Below are 24514 nucleotides of genomic sequence, written 5' to 3'. Positions count from 1 at the left end.
GTGATAGGCCCGAAGGCCTCACCGGTGAATCTCTTGTCTTGGACAAGTTATCAAGCGGGGACGGATCAGTGTATTGGGGGAATCCCGTAGATCATGCAGTTTTAGTCACGTCTCGCGGGAAAAGTTTCGCAACAGTCTGAAGCGAAAGGAAAAACTGGTCAGGTTTCCGCACCAGTGGGAAAGACCCGCGCCACTAAGGCGCGGGTCGTTTTCTTAGCCGATGATGGCGTTCAGCGTCGCACTCGGACGCATCACAGCCGCTGTTTTGGCAGGGTCGGTGTGGTAGTACCCACCTAGATCGGCAGCCCCACCCTGGGCCGAGGCAAGCTCACCCAGAATTTGCTCTTCCTTGTCCGCCAGAGAAGTTGCAAGCGGGGCAAATTCAGCTGCCAGTTCCGCATCATCCGACTGCGCGGCCAGCGCTTCGGCCCAATAGCGCGCGAACCAGTAATGGCTGTCACGGTTGTCCGGCTGGCCAACCTTACGGCTGGGGGACCGGTTGTTGTCCAGAATGCCCTGCGTTGCCGCCTCGGCCGCAGCACCCAGAACACCTGCTTTGGCGTTGCCCTTGCTGTCGGCGAGGAAGTTCAGAGATTCACCCAGCGCACAGAATTCGCCCATCGAATCCCACCGCAGGTGGTTTTCTTCAACCAGTTGTTGCACGTGCTTTGGAGCGGACCCACCTGCGCCGGTCTCGAACAGACCACCGCCGTTCATCAGTTTGACGATCGACAGCATCTTGGCCGAGGTGCCCAGTTCCAGGATTGGGAACAGGTCGGTCAGATAGTCCCGCAGCACGTTGCCGGTGATGGCGATGCTGTCATTTCCGGCGGTAATAGTCTCCAGCGACTGACGCGTTGCTTCACGTGGGGCCATGATCAGGAATTTATCAGCAACACCAGCCGCTTCCAGCGCGGGCTTAACATATTGGATCAACTCGGCATCATGGGCGCGGTTTGCGTCCAGCCAGAAGATCGCCTCGGATCCGGTCAGGCGCTGACGATCCATTGCCAATTGGATCCAGTTCTCGATGGGCGCTTTTTTCACTGTGCAGGCCCGCCAGATGTCTCCGGCCTCGACCTCATGCGAATGCAACGTTTCGCCATTGGCCAGAACAACGCGGATTGTGCCATCCGCAGGTGCCTGGAACGTGGTCGGGTGCGAGCCGTACTCTTCGGCCTTTTGAGCCATCAGGCCAACGTTGGCCACCGCACCAGCAGTGGCCGGGTTCAGCGCGCCATTGGCTTTGAAGAAATTGATGGATTCGTCATAAACCGACGCGTAGCAGCGATCGGGAATCACGCAATTGGTGTCGCCTTTGGCTCCGGTTTCATCCCAGCCTTTGCCGCCTGCGCGGATAACAGCGGGCATCGAGGCATCGATGATCACATCGGACGGAACGTGCAGGTTGGTGATGCCACGGTCCGAGTCGACCATATACATCGACGGACGGTCACCCTTGAGGGCGTCGATGGCAGCCACGATGTCGGCATTGTCCTTCACGCGGTCCAGCAGATCCCCCAGACCCGAGTTCGGGTTGACACCTAGGGTCTCAAGCTCTGCGCCGAATTTTTCGAACACAGGGGACAGCCACGCGCGTACGGCATAGCCGAAGATGATCGGGTCGCTGACCTTCATCATCGTCGCTTTCATGTGCAGCGAGAACATGGTGCCGTCTTTCTTGGTGTCCTCAATGGCATCGGCCAGGAAGGACGACAGCGCCTTGACTGACATGAAAGTCGCATCGGCAACGGTGCCCTCTTCCAGCGGCCAGCCGTCTTTCAGCACGGTAACGCTGCCATCTTTGCCGACAAATTCGATCTTCGCATCGCCGGCTTGTGCTGCGGTGATCGTCGCCGATTTCTCATTGGCATAGAAATCATCGCCGGACATCGAAGACACTTTGGTCTTGCTGTCCGACACCCATTCCCCCATCGAATGAGGGTTCTTCTGGGCGTAGTTCTTCACCGCACGCGCCGCACGGCGGTCGCTGTTGCCTTCGCGCAGAACCGGGTTCACAGCCGAGCCTTTGATCGCGTCATAGCGCGCGCGGATCGTCTTTTCTTCGTCACTCGAAGGCTCTTCGGGGTAGTTCGGGATGTCGTATCCCTGCGATTGCAGCTCTTCGATTGCGGCGACAAGCTGAGGAACCGAGGCCGAGATGTTTGGCAGTTTGATTACGTTGGCGTCGGGCGTTTTTACCAGATCGCCCAATGCGGCAAGATCATCGGTGATGCGTTGCGCGTCGGTCAGCTTTTCTGGGAAGGTCGAAATGATACGGCCTGCAAGCGAAATATCTTTGGTGCCAACGCTGACACCCGCCGCCGAGGCGAATTTACGAATGATGGGCAGGAATGAGGCGCTGGCCAGCTCAGGCGCTTCGTCTACAATGGTATACAATATGTCGAAGTTCGATTTATCTGCCATATTCTTTCACCTTTTTTAAGCCTTTTAGGGGCAATCGCTGCAAGAGTTCGGGCCGCTTTATTGCGGCGCGGGAGGGGCGCGAATGACATAACACCCCTGAGTGACTCTGATTTGACAGGGCTTCCCTTAAATCAGGTTTGCGTTGGGATCAATCGTCTACTGGGGGCGCAAATTGCCACGGTTGGGGAAAAACACGCCGATGGGTCTGTGATTGCGCGCCCTTCAGCGCCCAACGCCCCAGGTATCACTTAGCCGATATCCGCCAGGCCATGGGTCATCCGGGTCCAGCATGTGCTGATGAACGCCGGTGATCCAGCCTCGGCCGCTGATCTCGGGGATGATGGCCGCGCGGTCCCCGACCTTGGCGTCTTCGACAATCCGGCCGGTAAAACGCGATCCGATGATCGAAACGGCCTCAAAAACCTGCCCGATCTTCATCTGGCCCTTCGCGGCCATCAGGGCCATGCGCGCCGAGACCGCCGTTCCGGTTGGTGAACGGTCGACTTTGCCGGGCTGGATCGCAACCGCGGATTTTCCGGCCAGTCCGGTTTCGGTTGCCTGCAAAGGCCCGCAAAACGCGCAGAAAGAGATATGATCCCAAGCCGCGTTTTGCGGATGGGTAAAGCCGAGCTGATCATTGGCGGCATTGGTGATGGCAACGCCCAGACGGGCAATATCACGGGCCTCGGCCTCGACAATTTCGAACCCCAAGACCTCAGCATCGACCACCACGAAACTATCCCCTCCATAGGCCGTATCCACGGTGAGGGTGCCGAGGCCCGGCACCTCCAGAGGGGCCGCGATCTTGTCTGCAAAGCTTGGCAGGTTTTGAACATAGATACGCTGGGCTTTACCATCCCGACACTCTGCCCGGACCCGTACCAAACCGCCGGGAGCCTCGAGTGTCATATGCGTTTCCGGTTCTTGCATGGGTATGATGCCGCTGTCCAAAAGAACAGTGGAGACACAGATCGAGTTTGACCCCGACATGGGCGGCGTGTCCTCCGGCTCCATGATAATGAACGCCGCATCCGCCTGCGGATGTTTCGGAGGGACCAGCAAGTTGACATGGCGAAAGACGCCGCCTCGGGGTTCATTCAGCACGAAATTGCGCAAGCTCTGATCCTGCGCAATGAATGTGCGTTGATCCCACAGGGTTTCTCCGGGTGGTGGTTGCACGCCACCGACGATGACGTCGCCCACCTCGCCTTCCGCATGGGCCGAGATCACGTGGACGGTTTTGACGCTGCGCATGAGGCCTCTCTACTCGAAATGAGTCGGGCCAACTGGCCTCGTGTGGGCCAGTTCAGAGAACGACCCCGTTTCGGTCAAGCCTAAACCTGCGTTCAAAACACCCCGGTTGCACTTGAATCGCTGCTACCTAAACCGAACGCCAGTCTCAGGGTCGAACACCATGGCACGTTCGGGTTGGACCGTGATCCCGATCTCTTCGCCTGTCGTGCTGCGTTGGTCAGCCCGTTCTTCAACGATCAGCTTGTCGCCATTCGGGGTCAGCAGATAGGAATAGGACACGCCGCCCAACGCCTCGGTCAAATCAACGGTGCAGGTGTCGGCACTGCGGTCGATCTGGATGTGTTCGGGCCGCATGCCAAGGGTTACTTTGCTTACACCAGCCGGAACTTGGGCCGATACCGGCAACGGTTGACCAAGTGCGGGATGCGTGACGTGTCCGTCTGCATAATCGCATTCGAGAAAGTTCATCGCTGGCGAGCCGATAAATCCGGCCACAAACCGGTTGTCCGGATCGCGGTACAGGTCCATCGGTGCACCCACCTGCTCTATCCGGCCATCGCGCAGCACGACGATCTTGTCGGCCATTGTCATAGCTTCGACCTGATCGTGGGTCACATAGATCATGGTGGCACCGATCTCTTGATGCAGGCGCGCGATTTCGACCCGCATCTCAACCCGAAGCTCGGCATCTAGGTTGGAGAGCGGTTCGTCGAATAGGAATACTTCGGGGCCGCGTACAATCGCGCGCCCGATGGCGACTCGCTGACGTTGACCACCGGACAAGGCCTTGGGCTTGCGTTTCAAATATTGATCCAGTTTCAGAATACTGGAGGCGTCCTGAACCTTCTGGTCGATCTCTGCCTTGGGAACGCCGTTCATGCGCAGGCCAAAACCCATATTCTCGGCGACCGTCATATGCGGGTACAAAGCGTAGGTCTGGAACACCATCGCCACGCCGCGTTTTGCCGGATCCATATGGGTCACTTCGCGCGCACCGATATGGATTTGACCTTCGGAGGTCTCCTCAAGCCCCGCAATCATCCGCAAAAGGGTGGACTTGCCGCAGCCCGAGGGGCCGACGAACACACAAAACTCACCGTCTTCGATTTCCAGATCAATCCCGTGGATCACCTGAGTCTGGCCGTAGCGTTTGATCGCCTGATTGAGCGTTACACCTGTCATGTCGATTGCATCCTGTTGTTCTGTCCATTCGGGCGGGTTTCAGGGAACCGCCAAGCCTGCGCCTCGGTCGCGATCTGGTCGGCAACGCGCCGCACCCGAGGGACCCAGGCCTCTAGTTGATTGAAATCCATCCGCCCGGTTGAACCGGTCACGGAAATTGCGCCCAAAACGCGCCCACCGGAAGTCAGAACCGGACAGGCTACGCAGATAATGCCGGGCTCATGCTCTTCATCGTCGATCGCGTAGCCTCGACTGCGAATCAGTTCCAGATCCGCCCGCAAAGCCGCCTCGGAGGTCAGCGTCTTGTCCGTGAAACGGTGATAGCTTTGCTGGGATACGGCGCGATCTAATGCGGGCCCATCCAGAAACGCCATCATCGCTTTTCCGACGCCGGTGCAATAGGCCGGGCCGACCTTGCCGGCTTGAGAATACATCTCGACCGGCTGCGCAGCGTTGCGTTTGTCAACATACAGCACCTGATTGGAGTCCAGCTGCGCCAGATGCACCGTTTCGCCTGTCTCAAAGCTGAGTGTATCCAGAAACGGCCGTGCGATAGGGGCCAGAGAGCTTTGCGTCCACGCCGTATGCGCCAGACGGACCAGCCGCAGGCCCGGCGAATAGGTCTGGCGGTCTGGCTCATAGGCCAGCATGCCCTGATTGGTCAGCGATTGCAGAAAGCGATAGAGCGTCGCTTTGGGAAAGCTGCTGCTCTCCAGCAGTTCCGCAAACCGCACCGGGCGCTCGAACGAGGCCACGTGCTCCAGCACATCACATGCTTTGCCTATTGTTCCGTCACCAGCCACGGGTGTGTGTTCTCCTCCGTTTGACCCCCGTTCAACCACGGTGTTTGCACGAGGGTCTTGACAAGACTAGCCGAGTCGATGTGTAGTTTTCAATATATAAAACATGGTTTCACTATTTGGAACTAAAATGGAAGCTAAGGGAGGACACCATGCATTCCATGTTCAAGCGCACCGCTGCCGCACTGGCGGCGAGTGTGGCACTAGCTGCACCCGTTGCCGCCGAACTGACCGGCGAACTGCGCATCTTTCTTGACACCTCGAACCCGGCGCCTCGTGCGACGATGGAAGCGATGATCGAACAGTTTCAGGCTCAGCACCCGGATCTGGCCATCGAAACCACAGTGATCGACCGCGAGGCGTATAAGACGCAAATCCGCAACTTCCTGACGGCTGATACGCCGGATGTTGCGACATGGTATGCCGCAAATCGCATGAAGCCTTATGTTGAGGCGGGTCTGTTCGAAGACGTTTCTGACCTGTGGGCCGAGCCTGAGATCGCCGAGAATCTGGCCTCAACCAAAGGCGCGATGACCCTTGATGGCAAGCAGTGGGGCGTGCCCTATACCTACTATCAGTGGGGTGTCTACTACCGCAAAGACATCTTTGACGAACTGGGCTTGACCGAGCCGACCACCTGGGAAGAAGAGCTGGCGAACTGCCAGAAGATCATCGATTCGGGCCGTGCCTGCTATACCATCGGGACCAAGTTCCTGTGGACCGCAGGTGGCTGGTTTGACTATCTGAACATGCGCACCAACGGGTTCGACTTCCACAACCAGCTCGCCAATGGTGAAATCAGCTGGGAAGATGATCGCGTCAAGCAGACCTTCGCCAACTGGAAGCAGCTGGTCGACATGGGTGCCTTCATCGACAACCACCAGACCTATAGCTGGCAGGAAGCCCTGCCCTTCATGGTGAACGGAGACGCAGCCGCCTATCTGATGGGCAACTTCGCCGTTGCACCTCTGCGCGAAGCGGGTCTGACCGACGATCAGCTGGACTTCTACCAGTTCGTTGCGATCAACCCTGATGTTGAACTTGCCGAGGACGCCCCGACCGATACGTTCCACATCCCGGCCAACGCTTCGAACAAGGAAGCCGCGCGCGAGTTCCTGCGCTTCGTCGTGTCTCCGGACGTTCAGACCGAAATCAACAATGGTTCCAACCTGGGTCAGCTGCCGGTCAACGCGCAATCGTCGGTGGATGATGACAAGTTCCTCCAGCAAGGGTTCACCATGCTGTCCTCGAACAGTCCCGGCGGTGTCGCACAGTTCTGGGATCGTGACGCTCCGGCGGAAATGGCCAAGGTCTCTATGGAAGGCTTCCAGGAATTCATGGTCAAGCCCGACAATCTGGACAAGATTCTGGCCAAACTGGAACGCGCTCGTAGCCGTATCTACGACAACTGATCTGGCAGGGGCCGGGTAGAAAACCCGGCCTACGCCTTCCTCAATTGCAAGGCGGGCTGAAGCTCGCCTTCGCCCCCAGATCCGAGATAGCCCATGTCAGCCGTCGACACACCGGAACAGGAAAGCTGGTTCCATCGCAACCAACAACGCATCGCGCCCTGGCTCTTCCTTGCGCCGGGCCTGTTGTTCTTCATGGTCTATGTGATCATCCCGGTCTTTCAGTCCTTCAACCTGTCACTTTATGAATGGGATGGGCTTGGCGCCGCAGAATATGTAGGGTTCCGCAACTACGAGAACCTCTATTGGGAGTGGGTGGACCGCGACGCGTTCTACATCTCACTCAAGAACAACCTGATCTGGTTGATCCTGTATCTGGCAGCGATCCCGGCGGGCCTGTTCATCGCCCTATTCCTGAACCAGACGGTCTGGGGCATTCGACTCTACAAGTCTCTGTTTTTCTTTCCGTTCGTGATCTCTCAGGTCGTTGTCGGGCTGGTTTTCACATGGTTCTACGATCCGACATTCGGGCTACTGAACGAATTCCTCAGTTTCTTTGGTCTTGGCCCGCTGAATGTGCTGGGAGATGAAAAACTGGTCACTTACGGCATCATCGTCGCTGGCCTGTGGCCGCAGACGGCCTATTGCATGATCCTGTATCTCACCGGCCTGAACGCCGTGGACCCCGAACAGATCGAGGCCGGACGTCTGGACGGTGCAAAAGGCGGGCGGATGTTGTGGCACATCATCCTGCCGCAACTGCGCCCGGCGACGTTTATCGCCTTTGTCGTGACGATCATTGGCGCTCTGCGGTCCTTCGATCTGATCTCCATCATGACGCAGGGTGGGCCGTTCGGGTCGTCCCGCGTGCTGGCCTATTACATGTTCGAGGTCGCCCTATCTGAATATGGTTTCCGCATGGGATATGGCGCCGCCATCGCCGTAATCTTGTTCCTCATCATGCTCTGCTTCATCGCCTACTTCCTGTGGTCGATGTACCGCGAAGAAAGGGGGCACTGAGATGTTTCCCAAACCCATCGAAAAACAACCCCGCGCGGCGCAGATCACCTATCAGGCCATGCTGCCCATTGCCCTGCTGCTGTGGCTCGGTCCCTTGCTTGCTGTCGCCTTGTTTTCAATCAAGCCCGAGGCGGATTTCACCAACGCAAACTACTGGGGCCTGCCGTCCCGGTTTGAGGGCGCGGTTAATTACGGGCAGGTCTTCTTCAACTCGGACATGCCGCGATATCTGCTGAACTCATTCATGATCACCATTCCAACGGTGATAGGGGCGGTTGCGCTCAGCTGCATGACTGGGTTCGCGCTGGGGATCTACAAATTCAAGTCGAATCTGTGGATCTTCTTCATGTTCGTGGCGGGCAATTTTGTCCCGTTCCAGATCCTCATGGTTCCAGTCCGCGACCTTACTTTGGAGCTTGGCCTCTACAATACCAAAACCGGGCTGGTCCTGTTCCACATCGCGTTCCAGACCGGGTTCTGCACGCTGTTCATGCGAAACTTCATCCGCGCGCTGCCTTTTGAGCTGATCGAAGCCGCTCGGGTCGAAGGCATCAGCGAGGTCCGTATCTTCTGGTACGTGGTCCTGCCGCTGATGAAACCCGCGATCGCGGCGCTGAGCGTGCTGATCTTCACCTTCATCTGGAACGACTATTTCTGGGCCGTGGTCCTCACCCAAGGGGCCGAAAGCCAACCTGTGACCGCTGGGATCACCAGTTTCAACGCGCAGTACCGCGCGGCATATCAGCTGATGAGCGCGGGCTCCCTCGTTGCCGCCTTGCCGCCGGTGGCCATGTTCTTCCTGATGCAGAAACACTTCATCGCGGGTTTGACCCTTGGAGCTGTTAAATAACGCCAAACGAGAGTTTTGCAAAATGACCAAAATCACCTTTATCGGCGCGGGTTCCACGATATTCATGCGCAATATCGTGGGCGATGCGCTGCTGACCCCTGCGCTTGCCGACAGCCATTTCGCGCTGATGGATATCGACCCGCAGCGTCTGGCCGAAAGCGAAAACGTAGCGCGGGCCATGATCCGTTCGGTCGGCACCGGCGCAACGGTGACCACCCACACTGAACGCCGCGCGGCACTGGAAGGGGCCGATTTCGTCATCACCGCCTTTCAGGTCGGCGGGTACGAACCCTGCACGGTGACGGATTTCGAGATTCCCAAGCAATACGGGTTGCGCCAGACAATCGCGGATACGCTCGGGATCGGAGGCATCATGCGCGGGCTACGCACCGTTCCAGTTCTGTGGGGCGTGGCTCAGGATATGATGCAGCTCTGCCCGAATGCGACGCTGTTGCAATATGTGAACCCGATGGCAATCAATACCTGGGCTCTGGCCGAGCAATTCCCGGACCTGAAGCATGTCGGCCTATGCCACTCCGTCCAGAATACGGTCGAAGAACTTGCCCATGATCTGGACCTGCCCAAGGATGAGATCCGCTACAAGGTCGCAGGCGTGAACCACGTGGCCTTCTTCCTGCGGCTGGATCATAAGGGCCGCGACCTCTACCCCGCCTTACGCCGGGGCTATGCGCATGGTGCTCTGCCGAAACCACCTCTGTTGATGCCGCGCTGCCCCAACAAGGTTCGGTATGAGGTGATGGACCACTTAGGCTATTTCTGCACCGAGAGCTCGGAACATCTGGCAGAATATGTGCCGTGGTTCATCAAGGACGGTCGGCAAGACCTGATTGAACAGTTCTCGATTCCGCTGGATGAATACCCAACCCGCTGTGTCGAGCAGGTCGCGGATTGGAAAGAACAGGCTAAGACACTTACAGACGGGCGCGATGTCTCGGTTATTCGCAGCCACGAATTCGCGGCGGACCTGATGAACGCCGTCGTCACGGACACGCCCTATACGGCCTATGGAAACCTGCCCAATACGGGTCAGATCCCGCAATTGCCCTTGGGCGCTGCGGTGGAAACCCCTTGTCTGGTCGATTCAAACGGCGTTCAGCCCTCGGTCGTTACCGACATACCGCCGCAGTTGGTGGCGTTGATGCGCACCCAAATCAACGTCCAAGAACTGACCGTCCGGGCGCTGACCGAGCAAAACGCCGAATACATTTACCATGCCGCCATGATGGATCCGCATACCGCGGCCGAGCTGGATCTGCGCCAGATCCGCAGCCTTGTCACGGACCTTCTGACCGCGCATTCGGACTGGCTGCCCGACTGGTGCCGCCCACTTCGCGCCGCATGATCTTCAATTCATCACGAACCTCAATTCCAGCCTCAGCCAAAGAACCAAAGCCAGAATGACAAAGAAACGCCGCTCATCTCATTGGTACGGAAAACTCGACAAAGACGGGTTCATCCACCGTTCCTGGATGAAAAACCAAGGCTTCCCTGACCACGCCTTTGACGGGCGCCCCATCATTGGCATCTGCAACACGTGGTCTGAACTGACGCCCTGCAACTCGGGCTTGCGAGATCTGGCCGAAGGCGTGAAGCGCGGTGTGTGGGAGGCTGGGGGCTTCCCGGTCGAATTCCCGGTCATGTCGCTGGGCGAGACCCAGATGAAGCCCACCGCCATGCTGTTCCGCAATCTGCTGGCCATGGATGTTGAGGAATCCATCCGCGCCTACGGCATTGACGGCGTTGTTCTGCTGGGCGGATGTGACAAGACTACGCCGGGGCAGCTGATGGGCGCGGCCTCGGTCGATCTGCCCTCGATCGTGGTAAGTTCCGGGCCGATGCTGAACGGCAAGTTCAAGGGCAAGGATATCGGATCGGGCACCGATGTCTGGAAGTTCTCTGAAGAAGTCCGCGCAGGTGAGATGACGCTGCAGGATTTCATGAACGCTGAATCCGGCATGTCACGCAGCGCCGGGGTTTGTATGACGATGGGTACGGCCTCAACCATGGCCTCGCTGGTTGAAGCCATGGGAATGTCGCTGCCAACCAACGCCGCCCTGCCCGCCGTTGACGCCCGCCGCATGGCGCTGGCACACCTGACCGGCAAGCGGATTGTCGAGATGGTGGACGAAGACCTCAAACCCTCTGACATCCTGACCAAGGAAGCCTTCGAGAATGCCATTCTAGCCAATGCCGCCGTGGGCGGCTCGACCAACGCCGTGGTTCACCTGCTGGCGCTGGCAGGTCGGGTTGGTGTGGATCTGACGCTAAAGGACTTTGAAATCGGCTCCGAGATTCCCCTGTTGGTCAACTGCATGCCGTCTGGCACATACTTGATGGAGGATTTCTGCTACGCGGGCGGCGTGCCTGTGGTTTTGAATGAACTCAAGTCATTCTTGCGCCCTGCCAAGACAGTTCTGAACAAAGATATCTCGGCTCACTACGACGGGGCAGAATGCTACAACCCCGATGTGATCCGCCCCTTCGATGACCCGGTGAAGCCCGCAGCCGGTCTGCGCGTTCTGCACGGCAACCTTGCGCCGAACGGGGCGATCGTAAAACCTTCGGCAGCAACGGATGAGTTGCTGGAAACCGAGGCCGAAGCCTTTGTTTTCGAAAACATCGAAGACTTGAAGGCCAATATCGAACGCGAAGACCTGCCTGTGACGCCCGAGACCATTCTGGTTCTCAAAGGGTGCGGGCCCAAGGGCTATCCCGGCATGCCTGAGGTCGGCAACATGCCGGTCCCGGCGAAACTGGTGAAAGAAGGCGTGCGCGACATGATCCGCATTTCGGACGCGCGCATGTCCGGCACCGCCTTCGGTACTGTCATCCTGCATGTCAGCCCCGAGGCGCAGGCCGGTGGCACATTGGCATTGGTCAAGACCGGCGACCGCATCCGCGTCTCCGCCAGTAAGGGAGAGCTTGAGCTGCTGGTCGATGAGGCAGAACTCGGCACTCGCCGCGCGGCTTGGCAGCCGGAGGCGCCGCATTACACGCGCGGTTACGCCCGACTTTACATCGACCACGTGCTGCAAGCCGATCAGGGCGCTGACCTTGATTTCCTTGTCGGCAAAGACACACGCCTCGTTACAAGAGAGAGCCACTAATGGACCAACCTGCTGTATTCCAAGACCTCAAAGGGGCCTCAGTCTATATCACCGGTGGTGGCTCGGGCGTTGGCGCTTCGCTGACCGACGGGTTCATGGCGCAAGGGGCCAACGTGGCCTTTATCGGCCGCTCGGACGCAAGCGCCTTCGTGGAAGAAATGCGTGCCAAACACGGTCGTGCGCCCCTGTTCATGCAAGGCGATATGACCGACACGGAACTGTTGCACGCAACAATGCAGAAGGCCGCCGAGGCCCATGGACCGATCAAAGTACTCGTCAATAACGCCGCCAACGATCAGCGCCACTCACTGGATGAGACTACCTCTGAATTCTGGGACTGGATGATCGAGGTTAACCTGAAGGCCTATTATTTCGCCTGTCAGGAAGCCGCGCGGCAGATGGAGAATGGCGGCTCGATCATCAATTTCAGCTCGATCAGCTACATGATGGGCAACGCGGGCTATCCGATCTACACGACATCTAACGCGGGCATCACCGGGATGACCCGCTCGCTGGCGCGCGAGCTTGGACCGAAACGCATCCGCGTCAACGCACTGGCCCCCGGTTGGGTTCTGACGCAAAAGCAGATGGACATGTGGGCCACGCCCGAAGATTTGGCGGCACATTTGGATCGCCAATGCCTGAAAGAACATCTAAAGCCCGACGACATGATCGGACCCACCTTGTTTCTGGCCTCGGACGCCAGCCACGCCATGACCGGACAATGCATGGTTGCCGATGGTGGCGTCGTGGTAACGGGGTAGAGTTATGAAACCAGAATGGATCGCAGCGGACTGGGGCACCTCGCACTTGCGCGTCTGGGCGATGGAAGGGTCGACCCCTATTGACCACGCCCAGTCAGACATGGGCATGGCGCGCGTCTCCAAAGGCGGGTTTGAGGACGCCCTGTTGGCATTGATCGAGGGCTGGTTGGGCAATGCCCCTGTCGATGTCGTCGCCTGCGGCATGGTCGGCGCCCGTCAGGGATGGGTTGAAGCGCCCTATGCTGCTGTTCCAACCGCGCCTGTGAAGGGCGTTCCGATCCGCGCGCCGGCCACAGATTCCCGGATCCGCGCCTTTGTCGTACCCGGTTTGAAACAGGTGTCCCCGCCGGATGTGATGCGCGGCGAAGAAACGCAGATCGCGGGATTTCTGGATACGCACCCTAACTGGGATGGGGTAATCTGCTTGCCCGGCACTCACACAAAATGGGTGCAGGTCAGCGCGAATGAAGTGGTCAGCTTCCGCACGTTCATGACCGGAGAGCTGTTCGACTTGCTACGCGGTCAATCGGTCCTTCGGCACTCGGTGACCGAAGGTTGGGACGAGGCCGCGTTTGCTGAGGCCGTCGAGGATACTCTGTCCAAACCCGAACAGCTTGCCGCCCGTCTATTCAGCCTGCGGGCCGCAGATTTGCTGCACGGGCAGGATGGCAGCACGGCCCGCGCGCGTCTGTCCGGGCTATTGATTGGGGCCGAACTTGCGGCCTCACGCCCCTATTGGCTGGGTCAGCAGATCGCGATCATCGGGGCCGAGGGGCTGTCGGCCGCCTACGCGCAAGCGCTGCAACCGCAAGGCGCGTTTGTCGAGATGGCCGACGCCACCACATCCACTCTGGCCGGGTTGAACAAAGCCCGCAATATGACAAGAGAAACCGTATGAGCCGCCCTATCATTGCCATTCTGCGAGGTTTGACCCCCTCGAGCGCCGAGAAAGTCGGTCGACTTCTGATCGAAACCGGGATCGACCGGATCGAGGTGCCGCTGAACTCACCGGATCCTCTTGAGAGCATCGGGACTCTGGTCGAGGCGTTCGGCGATCGCGCCCTGATCGGCGCGGGCACGGTGCTGACCCCTGAGCAGGTTGAGGCCGTGCGGGATGTGGGCGGCAAGCTGATTGTCTCACCCAATGCCGATCCTGATGTGATCCGGCGCAGTCGCGAACTGGGGCTGCAATCTTGGCCGGGCATCTTCACCCCGACCGAGGCCTTTTCGGCCCTCAAAGCGGGTGCAACCGGTTTGAAGCTGTTCCCTGGCTCCTTGGCTGGCCCTGCCGGGCTGTCTGCTTTGCGGGCGGTCTTGCCTGCGGGCACGCAGATCTTCGCGGTTGGCGGTGCGGGCACAGACAACTTCGAAGAATGGATCGCAGCCAGCGCGGACGGGTTCGGCATCGGTTCGGCCCTGTTCAAGCCGGACATGGAGATCGCGGAAATCTCGGAACGCGCCATCCGGATCGTAGCCGCCTATGACGAGGCCGTTGCATGAGCGTCACTTTCGACGACCGCCCGTGTATTCTGGGCGAAGGTCCCCTCTGGCATCCAGAGCGGAAGCAGCTGTTCTGGTTCGACATCCTCGGCAAACGCCTTCTGACCCGCGAGGACGAGGCGCAGAAAAGCTGGGATTTCGACGAATATGTCTCAGCCGCAGGCTGGGTGGACCGTGACACTCTGCTGATGGCCTCGGAATCCGGGTTGTGGCGGTTTTCGCTGGCCACGGGTGAGAAATCACTGGTTGTCCCGCTAGAGGCTGAAAATCCCGTCACCCGTTCGAATGACGGCCGCGCCGATCCGTGGGGCGGGTTCTGGATCGGGACGATGGGCAAAAGCGCGGAACCCGGTGCTGGTTCAATCTACCGGTTCTACAAGGGCGAGTTGCGCCGTTTGGCGCCGGGTATCACCATCTCAAACGCGATCTGTTTCACTCCGGACCGGTCCTGCGCCTACTTCGCAGACACCGCGACTCGACAGGTCATGCGGTGGGATCTGAACTCCGAAACCGGCTGGCCTGAGGGGGAACCTTCGGTCTTTCTGGATCTGAACGAAGACGGTTTGAACCCGGATGGTGCGGTGGTTGATTCCGCTGGGAACGTTTGGATCGCTCAATGGGGGGCGAGCCGGGTCGCGGCCTATGATCCGACGGGCAAGTTCCTGCGCGCGGTCACCATTGACGCCGCTCAAACGTCTTGCCCCGCCTTTGGCGGAGACGATCTGACGACGCTGTTCTGCACGACGGCCCGCGAAGGGCTAAGTACTGAGACGCTTGAAACACAATCCACGAACGGAATGACCTTTGCCGAGCCGAACGCAGGCCAGGGCCAACCGGAACACAGAGTCCTTCTATGACCCCCAAACTTGGCGTTTGCTACTACCCCGAACACTGGCCCGAGGCTGTTTGGGCCGATGATGCCGCGCGCATGGTCGAAACGGGCCTGAGCTGGGTGCGCATCGGCGAATTCGCCTGGAGCAGGTTGGAACCCTCGCCCGGTGATCTGCAATTCGACTGGCTGGATCGCGCGGTCGAGGTATTGGGATCGGCCGGTTTGAAGGTGATTATGGGGACACCCACGGCCACACCTCCGCGCTGGATGCTGGACAAACACCCCGACATGCTGGCCGTCGACGCCCAAGGCCAACCGCGTAAATTCGGGTCGCGCCGGCACTATTGCTTTAGCCATGCGGGCTATGTCGAAGAGTGCGTCCGCATCGCCCGGATCTTTGGCGAACGTTATGGCCGCAATCCACACGTCGCCGCCTGGCAAATCGACAATGAATACGGTTGCCACGACACCACGATCAGCTACAGCGCCCCGGCGCTGGCAGCGTTTCGTCTTTGGCTGGCGGATCAATATGGCAGCATCGAAGATCTGAACGAGGCTTGGGGCAATGTGTTCTGGTCGATGGAATACGACCACTTTGACCAGATCGACTTGCCAAACCTGACTGTGACCGAGCCGAACCCGGCCCATGTTCTGGCCTTCCGACGCTTTAGTTCAGACCAGGTGGTGGCATTCAACAAGGCTCAGGCCGATGTGTTGCGCCCGCTGACCGATGCGCCGCTGTCGCATAACTACATGGGACGTGTGCTTGAGTTCGACCATTTCGATGTTGGCGCGGACCTCGATATCGCCACCTGGGACAGTTATCCGATTGGCTTCTTGTCGGACCGGTTGGAGGATGACGCCGAACACAAGGCCAAATTCCTGCAACAGGGCGATCCGGATATGCAGGGCTTTCACCATGACCTCTACCGCGCGGTTGGCCATGGTCGTTGGTGGGTGATGGAGCAACAGCCCGGCCCCGTGAACTGGGCCCCGTACAACCCTGCTCCCCTGCCCGGCATGGTCCGGCTGTGGTCGCTAGAGGCCGTAGCTCATGGGGCTGAGGTGGTGAGCTATTTCCGCTGGCGCCAAGCGCCCTTCGCGCAGGAGCAGATGCACGCCGGCTTGCTGACACCAGACAGCCGCACGGCCCCCGGTCTAGCCGAGGCGCGCCAGACGGCGGATGAACTGAAGGCCATCGGTCCGGTGCACCAGAAACAAGCGCAGGTTGCGATCCTGTTTGACTATGCCTCAGATTGGGCGTGGACCACGCAGCCGCAGGGCGCAGGTTTTGACTATTTCCGGCTGGTATTCTCGGCCTACCGCGCTCTGCGTCGCGCCGGGCTTTCGGTGGACATCGTTTCACCAAAGGACCTGCCGAAGGGATACGCGGTGATCATTGCGCCAGGTCTAGCCACTATCGATGCCGAGTTGGAAACGCGTTTGGCTGAGGCCTGCGAGCTTGCCATCCTTGGCCCGCGCAGCGGCGCAATCACCCGCGATTTCCAAATTCCTCTGTCGGGTCGCCCGGGCCTTGATACCGTCGATTGCCATGTCGATCTGGTTGAAACCCTGCCGCCGAATGTCAAACGCCCGGTCGCAGGAGGCGGCGCGGCGCAACACTGGATAGATCGCCTGTCCGGAGACGGTGCAGACCTCTTGCAATTTGCTGATGGGACTCCTGCTGTGAAAACGGGGGACGGCGTTTGGTATCTGGCGGGTTTCCCCGACGAGGCGCTCTGGGGTCGTCTTATCGGTCTGGCAGCGCACCACACGGGACTGACGTTGCAGCCGATGCCCGAGGGCTTGCGGCTTCGGGAAACGGCCGAGCATACGTTCCTGATCAACTACAATGCCGATCCGGTTAAGTGGAACGGGCAAACCATTGCGGGCTGCGGCGTTGTAATCCTCGAAAACAGTGCGGGCTCGGAGGGCTGATCCGGGCGCACTATTCCGTCCAGACCGCAAGGCTGTGGGGGGCGACCGGGTCTTCTCCGACCAGAAACGTGCGCTTTGAGTTCACTTGCAATGGTTGATCTTGATCGCCGAAATTGAAGGCAAAGCGCAGGTCCCCGCGTTGGGTCAGCCTCAGGTCCTGATGCGTTTCGGTGACCTCCAGCCCCGCCCATTCCAACACGTCGCGCAAGATGTTTTGTAACAACGCGCCGCTCGGGACCATCGCAAGATAGGTCGCCCTGTCCGAGCGAATGACCGCCGGGCTGCCATTCTGGTATCGGCTGGCGAAACGGCCGATAACTTCTGCGCTCGTCTCGACAATTTCGCGCCAACCTGTGAAAGGCAGCGGGTTTTGCTCACCCAACTGCACGGCTTCGTCCGCAAGGTCGGGCAAGGACTCGACTCGCAAAACGCGAACACCTGTCAAATCGCTCAACACCCCCGGCGCTAGGCTATCCGGGCTGTGCATACCTGGCGTCTTGCTGCCCGACCGCGCCCCGATCAACAGTTTCGCTGAGGTCGTCTTAAGTCTTGAGGCCAACCCGTCGCTGACGATCATGCTCTGCGGTAAAACGATCAAAGCATAGCCATTCAGATCATCCTCCGGCCCGACAAAATCCAGATCGACGCCGAAACCGCGCAATCCCGCGTACCAGTCTCGTAGGATGTTCGCATTAGGAAATGCGTCGTCATGCGGCAGGATATCCGCCGCCCAGATCGACGTATAGTCGATCAGAATTGCAACTTGGGCCTTCTGCCTATTGGCCGGCGGCAAAACCGCCCGATCCTTCACCACCTGCGCCAGCTCGACCGCTGCCTGATCCGGGCTGCCGTCAGATCGTAAAAGCGCGGTGTGGAACTGTTCCTGAGCAAACCTCGCCTGCCGCCAGCGAAAGAACATCACCGCCTGCGCACCATGAGCATAGGCTGCCCATGTCCATAGCCGAACCATGCCATCTGCGGGCGACGGGTTCTTTTCCGCCCAATCCACTGGGCCGGGTTGTTGTTCCAACACCCACATGCGCCCGCGTCCCTGCGAACGATAGAGATCGCAGTGAAACCCCTGATAGTCCGGCGCCCCGGTTCGCAAGTAGCGATGCTTGTCCTGATCAGACAGGGATGATCCCAGCAGATTGCCCAGCGGGTAGCTGTCGAAGCCTACGATATCCAAGTCGGCGGCCACCGCGTGGTGATCATACTCGAAACTGCCCGCCATGAAGTTATGCGTGATGTCCCGGCCCGGAGAATGCGCCCGAAGAATATCTACCTGAGCTTTGTTGAACAGTCGGACCCGGCCGGAGGAATAACGCGCAAAATCCAGAGATTGCGTCGGGTTCGCGGCCGCGACCAATCCGTTTGGCAGCTCAATCTGGTCAAAGCTCGCGTATTGCGTGCTCCAGAAAACCGTACCCCATCTCTGGTTCAACTCCTCGATCGTGCCATAGCTCTCTTGCAGCCATCGGCGAAACCCATTGCGAGCCGCGTCCGAGTAGCTGAGGACGGTGTCGTGGTCATTGTATTCATTGTCGATCTGCCACGCGTGAACATGCGAGTTTTGCCCATAGCGCTGGGCATATTCGGTGGCGATCCGTTTGGACTCTTCAAGGTAGACATCGCTGGAGAAGCAATAGTGCCGGCGCGATCCAAAGCCGCGCACGCGACCGTCAGGGCCCACGGGCAAAATCTCCGGGTACTCGTCGATCAGCCATTTGGGTGGCGAAGCCGTGGGCGTAGACATCATGACCCGCAGGCCAGCCTCACCCAAAATTCCGATCACCTCATCCAGCCAACCCCATTCAAAGTGACCGCGCCGGGGCTCGATCAGGCCCCAGGTGAACTCGGCAATCCGCACCCAATCGAGGCCCATTTCGACCATACGCGCAGCATCGTCTCGCCATTGGGACGGGTCCCATTGTTCGGGGTAGTAGCAAACCCCCAGTTCAAGTTTGCTCATCTGGTGTCCTTCGCGGTTCGCCGTTCGATCCATTTCAGGAAGCTGGCGCAACCCAGAGTGATCACGACATAGAGGATCGCCGCCGTGTTGAAGGGTGCAAAGGGCAGGAAGCTAGAGGCCTGGAACTCGCGCATGCGTTGGGTCATGTCGCGCACAGACAGGATCGACAGCAGAGAGGTGTCTTTGATCATCGCGATGAATTCATTGCCCAGGGGCGGTGTCACGATCCGCAATGCTTGCGGCAGCACGATCAGCCGCGCGGTTTGCCAGCGCGACAGGCCCAGCGAGCTGCCAGCCTCGAGCTGGCCTTTGGGTATAGCTTCGATGCCGGATCGGAAAATCTCGGCCATATAGGCGGAATACCCAACCGAAATGGCGATGATCCCGCGGGTCATGTTGGTCATGTCGATACCACCGCCGGTGGCATCCTTGACCGCGCCTGCCAGAGGAAGGCCAATATAGAGGATGATCACCAGCATCGGAATTCCGCGGATCGTGTCCACGAAAAACTCGGCCCCGACCGCAAGTGGGTGCAGTTTGTGCTGAGCCCCACCCACCGTCAGTGTAAGCAAAAGGAAACCGAAAACGGCAAAGGCCAGACCCGGGTTTCGGAACTTGTCCGGCAGAAAGCTGGTTTGCCAGATCACCGGATAGCCCTGCGTATGGGCCTCAACCGGAACAAACGCGCCCGAGACGCTGTCGACGGTCTCAATCTGTTCCAATGCGGATGCAGCGTCAGGAGCGCTCCGGATTCGGACTTGCTGATCGCCGCCGCCTTCGAATTCGCCGAAGCGGATCACATCGGCCTGCGCCTGAGGGGTGCCGCGCACAATGGCAATACGGCCCTCGGTATTGCCGACAAGGACATAGCTGACCTTGGGCTGCATGAAGAAAAAGGTGGATACTGCAAGCAACGCTAGACTGATCGCGCCATAGACCATCGTTGTCCGGGCCTTTGGCTTGAATGACTGAAGCCCGACCCAGATCAGGCCAAGGATCGCTGCGAAGATATAGGCAAAGATCGCCGCGCGGAACGTGATGGCGACGCCTGTTGCGAACTGCCAATGGGCCATAAACATCAGGTAGAACAGCGCGGCGCCCGTCAGAATTTCGAACCCAAGCTGCACGCGTCCGCGCAAAGGTTTCGCCAAACGGACAGAGATCAGGCATAGCGCGACGATCACGGCATAGACCGCTAGAAGGATCTGCAGGCCGCTTTGAACTTGTGCCACTACTTCGGGAAACAGAACCCAGGTTTGGTTGGAGCGGTCAATCAGGGTCGAGGTATTCTCGCTGAGCGCATGAAAGAAGACGGACTCGGCAAAGGGCATCAGGACATCCGGGGCAACAAAAGCCAGAATGGACAGGCCAACCGCCGCCGGAAACGCCACCAAAGCGGAAATCCGAAGCCATGCGGGCGCTTGCGCTTCGAACCGGGTGTGGCGGGCGCAAAGATAACCGAGGATCGCCGTCGCAAGGACCAGCAGGAACCCCACGAATATCGGCCCCGCATTGTTGCCGATCCCCAGAATGGCGACCAGAGATCGCAGGTATTTGGATGAGGTGGCAAACAGATAGATGATAAACGGCGCGGCTGCGAGCAACACGAGGTTGCTCGGGCGGATCGAGCTGAGGCGCGACATGGGGTTCTCCGCTAAGTCAAAGCCCCGGCGGCAGAACCCGCCGGGGCTGGAAGGGGTTCAAAGGATCAGTTGGCGCCCCAGTATTTGGCTTTCAGCTCATCTAGCGTGCCGTCTTGCTGAATGGCGGCCAGACCTTCGTTGATCGCATCGACGGTCGGATCGCCTTCCTGAAACACAATGCCCAGAGGGTCGGACTGCAGGCCCGTGATGCCCACGGTCAACTCGCCCGCGAATTCCTGCTCATATGCGGTGGCCGAAGTCCCATCAATGATCACGCCCTCAACGTCTGCGTTCTGCAACGCCAGAATGGCGGCCGAGAAGTTATCATAGAGGCTGACATTCTCGCGCCCGACCAGCTCTTCCGCTAGCTGCGCGTTGGTTGTTCCGGTTTGAGCGGCCAGCTTGAGACCTCCGGCCTTGAAGTCATCCAAGGTCGTGTCGCCCTTGTCGACTTGCAACAGGATGGCCTGGCTGACCACGATATACGGTTCCGAGAAATCCATCGTCTCTTCCCGTTCCGGCGTGATCGACACGCCCGAGATGACCAGATCGAACTCACCTTGCTGAAGGGCTGCGAAGATGCCATCCCACGCGGTGTTGACGAAATTCGGCACGCAGTTCACGCGCTCGCAAATGGCGTTCATGACGTCGACGTCAAAGCCCACGATCTCGCCCGTTGTCTCATCGACGGTTTCCATCGGCGGATAGGTTGCATCCGTTCCGATCTTCAGAACGCGACCTTCCAAATCGGCGGCGAAGGCGGCTGGGACCGTCATCGTTGCAACGGCGGCAGCGGCAAGTAGATGTTTGAACATGTTTGGTTTCTCCTTTGTTGGGTCAGGTCAAATCGCCGGGTTCGGCGGAGGTGTGTCAGGTTGCCGCTCGATTAACGTGGCCCTGATCTTCTTTTGAATTTCGGACGGATCGACCCCGTCCAATGATTTTAACATGAACGCGCCCAGCAACCGGCTGGTCTCGTCAATCGGCACGTAGTAGGCGCTGGGCGCGGGCACGAAATACTTGCTGAGTTGGAGGTCATCGGTCGAAATGACCACAACATCGCGCCCGACCCTGATGCCATCTTCGGCGGCAGCCGACAAAACGCCCAATGTCATCGCTTCATTGGCGCAAATGATACCGGTCGGGCGGTCTTTGCGCTGCATCAGGCTGCGAAAAGCCTCTTGGCCGCTTTGCGCCGTTGTAGGGCCGTTGTAGATGAGTTCGGGTTGAACGGGCACGCCCGCCGTCTGTAGTGCGGCGGCATAGCCAGTCTGACGTTGTCCGGCGTACACCAATTCGGCGGGTGGGTTGACAAGCGCAATCCACCGATGACCCAAACGCAACAACCGCTCTGTAGCGTCGTGCGCCGCGCTTTCGCTGTCGAAATCGACATAGGGATGAGGTTCAGAACTGTCGCTCATGCCATAGGTCACAAAGGGGAAGTTCTGGTTTTGTAGATAGGCGATACGCGGGTCGCTACGTCGGGTGCCCGAAAAGATCACCCCATCAGCCGAGCGTTCCTGAACAATCGTGCGCAGGGCGGCCATCGCGTCGTCCAAATCGGCCACACTGCATACGCTCAGCTCATAGCGTGACCCCTGCAATGCGGTTGAGATACCAGCCACAATTCGGGTGAATTCTACGCCCTCCCACTCCTCGGTGGCGTCGGTGGAGAGGCCCACCAGTACCGCGATCCGGTAAGATTTGTTCGTGCGCAGTTTCAGCCCGGCGAGGTTTACTTTGTAGCCCTGTTCCACGGCAACTTTCTGTATCTCTTCACGGGTTTCGCGTTTGACCGAGTCCTCCCCGCGCAACGCATTGGATACGGTCCCGACGGAGTAGCCTGTCTGCTTGGCGATAGACTTGATCGTTGCGCGGGCCATCTAGATACGACCTTTCAAAAGATCGGTCAGAAAGCGCCTTCCTGTTGTCAGAGTCTTTGCCGGGCCAGGAGGCTCGTCGTGTTCAACGAACAGATCCGAACAGGCGGTGCGAACCAGAGCGTCAAGAACCGCGCTCCAGTCTATGTCGCCCTGCCCTAAATCCCGCCACCTAGCGTCGCCCTTTTGGCTGGGATCCACGTCCTTAGCATGGACCGAAACCACACGGTCGGCATAGCGCTCAATCATCTCAACCGGGTCCAGGTAGGCCGCCCCCAGCCAACCGATATCGGGCTGCCAATAGACGTTCCCTGTCTCCAGGAACATCTCCAACGGCGTCTGCGAAGAATACCCGGCCAGATCGAAATCGTGGTTGTGATAGGCCAGCCGAACGCCCGAGTCTGACAGTTGTGCAGCCCATTGTGATAACTGGCCCGACACAGCCTTCCATCCCTCGGCAGTGTCGGGCCGCGCCGCTGGTGCCAGCCAAGGCATGACGGCAACCGGGCATTCCAATCGTTCCAGAAGGTCCTGAATTTCGGGTAAACGCCCTTCGAATTCTTCCCAGTCGAAATGCGCCGAACGTACCCGCAAACCAGATTGCGCAACGATCCGGGCCATCTTAGGCGCTGTCAGGTCGTGCAACCCCGTCGTTTCGACATCTGCATAGCCACAGGCCGCCGCCAATTGCAGTTGATCGCTTAGATCACCACAATTCCGAACTGTGTATAGCTGCGCAGAAACCCGCATTTACCACCATTGAAACGTTTCAATAATGGTTGAACGGGGTTGTATGAGTTGTCAAGCGGCTTGAAGCAGCGCGCGCCAAGTCACTTGCGCATGGACAGACCGTTATGGAACAGATGCACTTTTTCCGGCCGTGCTGTAACCGAAACCTGCTGCCCGCGAAGGTTCCGTTGGATACCGGGCAGTTTGGCGATGACTTGATCCGCGTCGTTGGATTTGGCAAAATATAGCAGAGTCACCTCACCCAATGCTTCGGTGAAATCAACCTCACCGCTCAGGATCGGGTCGCTATCCGTCAAAGTGAAATCTTCGGGCCGGACGCCGATGTTTACCTGCTTGCCTTCATCCTCGGGCCCGGTCGGGATCGCGGAAATCGCTGAACCTCCGCCCTCCAAGGCTATCGTCGTCATCTGCCCAGTGCCCGTGATTGTTCCGGGTAACAGGTTCATCGAAGGCGAGCCGATGAACTGAGCCACGAACTCATTGTCCGGAGTTTCATACAACTCAAGCGGGGTGCCAACCTGGGCAATGCCTTTGTTGGCCAGCACAACGATGCGGCTGGCCAAGGTCATCGCTTCGACCTGATCATGGGTCACATAGATCATGGTGCTGTCGGGCATCGCCTCTTTGAGGCGCGCAATCTCAATCCGCGTGGCGACGCGCAGCGCGGCATCGAGGTTCGAGAGCGGTTCATCAAACAGATAAACCTTAGGATCCCTCACAATCGCCCGCCCGATTGCGACCCGCTGGCGTTGGCCACCGGAAAGGGCCTTGGGTAGACGATCAAGATATGGGTCCAGTTGCAGAATTTGCGCCGCGCGCTCAACAGCGGCGTCGATCTCGGCGGCGGGCCGTTTGGCGATCTTAAGCGCAAAAGACATATTCTCGCGCACGGTCAAATGCGGATAGAGGGCATAGGACTGGAACACCATCGCGATGCCGCGCTGCGCGGGCGGCACGTCATTCATGACCTGACCTTCGATCTCCAGCGTGCCACCGGTGATCTTCTCCAGCCCAGCAATCATCCGGAGCAGAGTGGATTTTCCGCATCCGGACGGGCCGACAAAGACGATCAACTCGCCCTGCTCGATATCCAGATCAATGTGTTTCAGGACATCAACTGGTCCATAGGATTTCGCCACATCTGTGAGTTTGAGTTCTGACATGA

The 24514-nt window shown here is 58.9% G+C and carries 20 protein-coding genes; 10 read left to right on the top strand and 10 right to left on the bottom strand.

Annotation, left to right across the window (positions count from 1 at the left end; translation table 11 throughout):
• Positions 1-213: 213 nt before the first annotated feature.
• From ACP15L_RS19075 to ACP15L_RS19060, 4 genes are all read right to left on the bottom strand, one after another.
• Positions 214-2427 (bottom strand): NADP-dependent isocitrate dehydrogenase, encoded by a 2214-nt coding sequence (locus tag ACP15L_RS19075; protein WP_425085387.1) that lies wholly within the window; start codon positions 2425-2427, stop codon positions 214-216.
• 222 nt (positions 2428-2649) lie between these two features.
• Positions 2650-3681 (bottom strand): trans-3-hydroxy-L-proline dehydratase, encoded by a 1032-nt coding sequence (locus ACP15L_RS19070; RefSeq protein WP_425085386.1) that lies wholly within the window; start codon positions 3679-3681, stop codon positions 2650-2652.
• Between the two features lie 123 nt (positions 3682-3804).
• Positions 3805-4863 (bottom strand): ABC transporter ATP-binding protein, encoded by a 1059-nt coding sequence (locus ACP15L_RS19065; protein WP_425085385.1) that lies wholly within the window; start codon positions 4861-4863, stop codon positions 3805-3807.
• On the bottom strand, positions 4860-5666 hold the full coding sequence (locus ACP15L_RS19060; RefSeq protein WP_425085384.1) for an IclR family transcriptional regulator: 807 nt from the start codon (positions 5664-5666) through the stop codon (positions 4860-4862). The genes ACP15L_RS19065 and ACP15L_RS19060 overlap by 4 nt, the downstream gene beginning before the upstream one ends.
• Before the next feature lie 149 nt (positions 5667-5815).
• On the opposite strand from ACP15L_RS19060, the gene ACP15L_RS19055 reads away from it, so the two are divergent.
• The 10 genes from ACP15L_RS19055 (at position 5816) to ACP15L_RS19010 (ending at position 17104) form a co-directional block, all read left to right on the top strand.
• Positions 5816-7075, top strand: a complete 1260-nt coding sequence (locus tag ACP15L_RS19055) for an ABC transporter substrate-binding protein (protein WP_170472615.1) — start codon at positions 5816-5818, stop codon at positions 7073-7075.
• 93 nt (positions 7076-7168) lie between these two features.
• On the top strand, positions 7169-8092 hold the full coding sequence (locus ACP15L_RS19050) for a carbohydrate ABC transporter permease (RefSeq protein ID WP_425085383.1): 924 nt from the start codon (positions 7169-7171) through the stop codon (positions 8090-8092).
• A gap of 1 nt (position 8093) precedes the next feature.
• Positions 8094-8942: a carbohydrate ABC transporter permease gene (locus ACP15L_RS19045; protein ID WP_170377452.1), complete on the top strand. Its 849-nt coding sequence runs from the start codon at positions 8094-8096 to the stop codon at positions 8940-8942.
• A gap of 22 nt (positions 8943-8964) precedes the next feature.
• Positions 8965-10305 (top strand): alpha-glucosidase/alpha-galactosidase, encoded by a 1341-nt coding sequence (locus ACP15L_RS19040; RefSeq protein WP_425085382.1) that lies wholly within the window; start codon positions 8965-8967, stop codon positions 10303-10305.
• 55 nt (positions 10306-10360) lie between these two features.
• Positions 10361-12070 (top strand): IlvD/Edd family dehydratase, encoded by a 1710-nt coding sequence (locus tag ACP15L_RS19035; protein ID WP_425085381.1) that lies wholly within the window; start codon positions 10361-10363, stop codon positions 12068-12070.
• Positions 12070-12834 (top strand): SDR family NAD(P)-dependent oxidoreductase, encoded by a 765-nt coding sequence (locus tag ACP15L_RS19030; protein ID WP_425085380.1) that lies wholly within the window; start codon positions 12070-12072, stop codon positions 12832-12834. The genes ACP15L_RS19035 and ACP15L_RS19030 overlap by 1 nt, the downstream gene beginning before the upstream one ends.
• Before the next feature lie 4 nt (positions 12835-12838).
• Positions 12839-13732: a 2-dehydro-3-deoxygalactonokinase gene (locus ACP15L_RS19025; RefSeq protein WP_425085379.1), complete on the top strand. Its 894-nt coding sequence runs from the start codon at positions 12839-12841 to the stop codon at positions 13730-13732.
• A complete protein-coding gene (locus ACP15L_RS19020; protein ID WP_425085378.1) occupies positions 13729-14334 on the top strand; it encodes a 2-dehydro-3-deoxy-6-phosphogalactonate aldolase in 606 nt (201 codons plus the stop codon). The genes ACP15L_RS19025 and ACP15L_RS19020 overlap by 4 nt, the downstream gene beginning before the upstream one ends.
• A complete protein-coding gene (locus tag ACP15L_RS19015) occupies positions 14331-15191 on the top strand; it encodes an SMP-30/gluconolactonase/LRE family protein (RefSeq protein WP_425085377.1) in 861 nt (286 codons plus the stop codon). Before ACP15L_RS19020 ends, ACP15L_RS19015 begins: the two co-directional genes overlap by 4 nt.
• Complete coding sequence (locus ACP15L_RS19010; RefSeq protein WP_425085376.1) at positions 15188-17104, top strand: beta-galactosidase; 1917 nt, start codon at positions 15188-15190, stop codon at positions 17102-17104. The genes ACP15L_RS19015 and ACP15L_RS19010 overlap by 4 nt, the downstream gene beginning before the upstream one ends.
• 10 nt (positions 17105-17114) lie before the next feature.
• Here the strand turns inward: ACP15L_RS19010 and ACP15L_RS19005 are convergent, their stop codons facing one another.
• From ACP15L_RS19005 to ACP15L_RS18980, 6 genes are all read right to left on the bottom strand, one after another.
• A complete protein-coding gene (locus ACP15L_RS19005) occupies positions 17115-19076 on the bottom strand; it encodes a beta-galactosidase (RefSeq protein WP_425085375.1) in 1962 nt (653 codons plus the stop codon).
• Complete coding sequence (locus ACP15L_RS19000) at positions 19073-20719, bottom strand: amino acid ABC transporter permease (protein WP_425085374.1); 1647 nt, start codon at positions 20717-20719, stop codon at positions 19073-19075. Before ACP15L_RS19000 ends, ACP15L_RS19005 begins: the two co-directional genes overlap by 4 nt.
• 65 nt (positions 20720-20784) lie before the next feature.
• Complete coding sequence (locus ACP15L_RS18995; protein ID WP_425085373.1) at positions 20785-21534, bottom strand: basic amino acid ABC transporter substrate-binding protein; 750 nt, start codon at positions 21532-21534, stop codon at positions 20785-20787.
• 27 nt (positions 21535-21561) lie between these two features.
• Positions 21562-22602 carry a LacI family transcriptional regulator gene (locus ACP15L_RS18990; RefSeq protein ID WP_425085372.1) on the bottom strand — a complete coding sequence of 347 codons (1041 nt, stop codon included), beginning with the start codon at positions 22600-22602 and terminating at the stop codon, positions 21562-21564.
• Positions 22603-23349 (bottom strand): sugar phosphate isomerase/epimerase family protein, encoded by a 747-nt coding sequence (locus ACP15L_RS18985; protein WP_425085371.1) that lies wholly within the window; start codon positions 23347-23349, stop codon positions 22603-22605.
• Positions 23350-23429: 80 nt separating this feature from the next.
• Positions 23430-24512, bottom strand: coding sequence for a sn-glycerol-3-phosphate ABC transporter ATP-binding protein UgpC (locus ACP15L_RS18980; protein ID WP_170472581.1), 1083 nt, complete (start codon positions 24510-24512; stop codon positions 23430-23432).
• Positions 24513-24514: the final 2 nt, after the last annotated feature.

Origin of the sequence: Ruegeria profundi (assembly GCF_049800715.1) — a bacterium.
GTDB lineage: Bacteria > Pseudomonadota > Alphaproteobacteria > Rhodobacterales > Rhodobacteraceae > Ruegeria > Ruegeria profundi_A.
This window is presented reverse-complemented; position numbering and strand designations above follow the sequence as displayed.

What these genes read in the sequence shown, in the direction of transcription:
- ACP15L_RS19075 (WP_425085387.1), bottom strand. Translation starts at nt 2,427, where the DNA reads ATGGCAGATAAATCGAACTTCGACATATTGTATACCATTGTAGACGAA.
- ACP15L_RS19070 (WP_425085386.1), bottom strand. Translation starts at nt 3,681, where the DNA reads ATGCGCAGCGTCAAAACCGTCCACGTGATCTCGGCCCATGCGGAAGGC.
- ACP15L_RS19065 (WP_425085385.1), bottom strand. Translation starts at nt 4,863, where the DNA reads ATGACAGGTGTAACGCTCAATCAGGCGATCAAACGCTACGGCCAGACT.
- ACP15L_RS19055 (WP_170472615.1), top strand. Translation starts at nt 5,816, where the DNA reads ATGCATTCCATGTTCAAGCGCACCGCTGCCGCACTGGCGGCGAGTGTG.
- ACP15L_RS19050 (WP_425085383.1), top strand. Translation starts at nt 7,169, where the DNA reads ATGTCAGCCGTCGACACACCGGAACAGGAAAGCTGGTTCCATCGCAAC.
- ACP15L_RS19045 (WP_170377452.1), top strand. Translation starts at nt 8,094, where the DNA reads ATGTTTCCCAAACCCATCGAAAAACAACCCCGCGCGGCGCAGATCACC.
- ACP15L_RS19040 (WP_425085382.1), top strand. Translation starts at nt 8,965, where the DNA reads ATGACCAAAATCACCTTTATCGGCGCGGGTTCCACGATATTCATGCGC.
- ACP15L_RS19035 (WP_425085381.1), top strand. Translation starts at nt 10,361, where the DNA reads ATGACAAAGAAACGCCGCTCATCTCATTGGTACGGAAAACTCGACAAA.
- ACP15L_RS19030 (WP_425085380.1), top strand. Translation starts at nt 12,070, where the DNA reads ATGGACCAACCTGCTGTATTCCAAGACCTCAAAGGGGCCTCAGTCTAT.
- ACP15L_RS19025 (WP_425085379.1), top strand. Translation starts at nt 12,839, where the DNA reads ATGAAACCAGAATGGATCGCAGCGGACTGGGGCACCTCGCACTTGCGC.
- ACP15L_RS19020 (WP_425085378.1), top strand. Translation starts at nt 13,729, where the DNA reads ATGAGCCGCCCTATCATTGCCATTCTGCGAGGTTTGACCCCCTCGAGC.
- ACP15L_RS19015 (WP_425085377.1), top strand. Translation starts at nt 14,331, where the DNA reads ATGAGCGTCACTTTCGACGACCGCCCGTGTATTCTGGGCGAAGGTCCC.
- ACP15L_RS19010 (WP_425085376.1), top strand. Translation starts at nt 15,188, where the DNA reads ATGACCCCCAAACTTGGCGTTTGCTACTACCCCGAACACTGGCCCGAG.
- ACP15L_RS19005 (WP_425085375.1), bottom strand. Translation starts at nt 19,076, where the DNA reads ATGAGCAAACTTGAACTGGGGGTTTGCTACTACCCCGAACAATGGGAC.
- ACP15L_RS19000 (WP_425085374.1), bottom strand. Translation starts at nt 20,719, where the DNA reads ATGTCGCGCCTCAGCTCGATCCGCCCGAGCAACCTCGTGTTGCTCGCA.
- ACP15L_RS18995 (WP_425085373.1), bottom strand. Translation starts at nt 21,534, where the DNA reads ATGTTCAAACATCTACTTGCCGCTGCCGCCGTTGCAACGATGACGGTC.
- ACP15L_RS18990 (WP_425085372.1), bottom strand. Translation starts at nt 22,602, where the DNA reads ATGGCCCGCGCAACGATCAAGTCTATCGCCAAGCAGACAGGCTACTCC.
- ACP15L_RS18985 (WP_425085371.1), bottom strand. Translation starts at nt 23,349, where the DNA reads ATGCGGGTTTCTGCGCAGCTATACACAGTTCGGAATTGTGGTGATCTA.
- ACP15L_RS18980 (WP_170472581.1), bottom strand. Translation starts at nt 24,512, where the DNA reads ATGTCAGAACTCAAACTCACAGATGTGGCGAAATCCTATGGACCAGTT.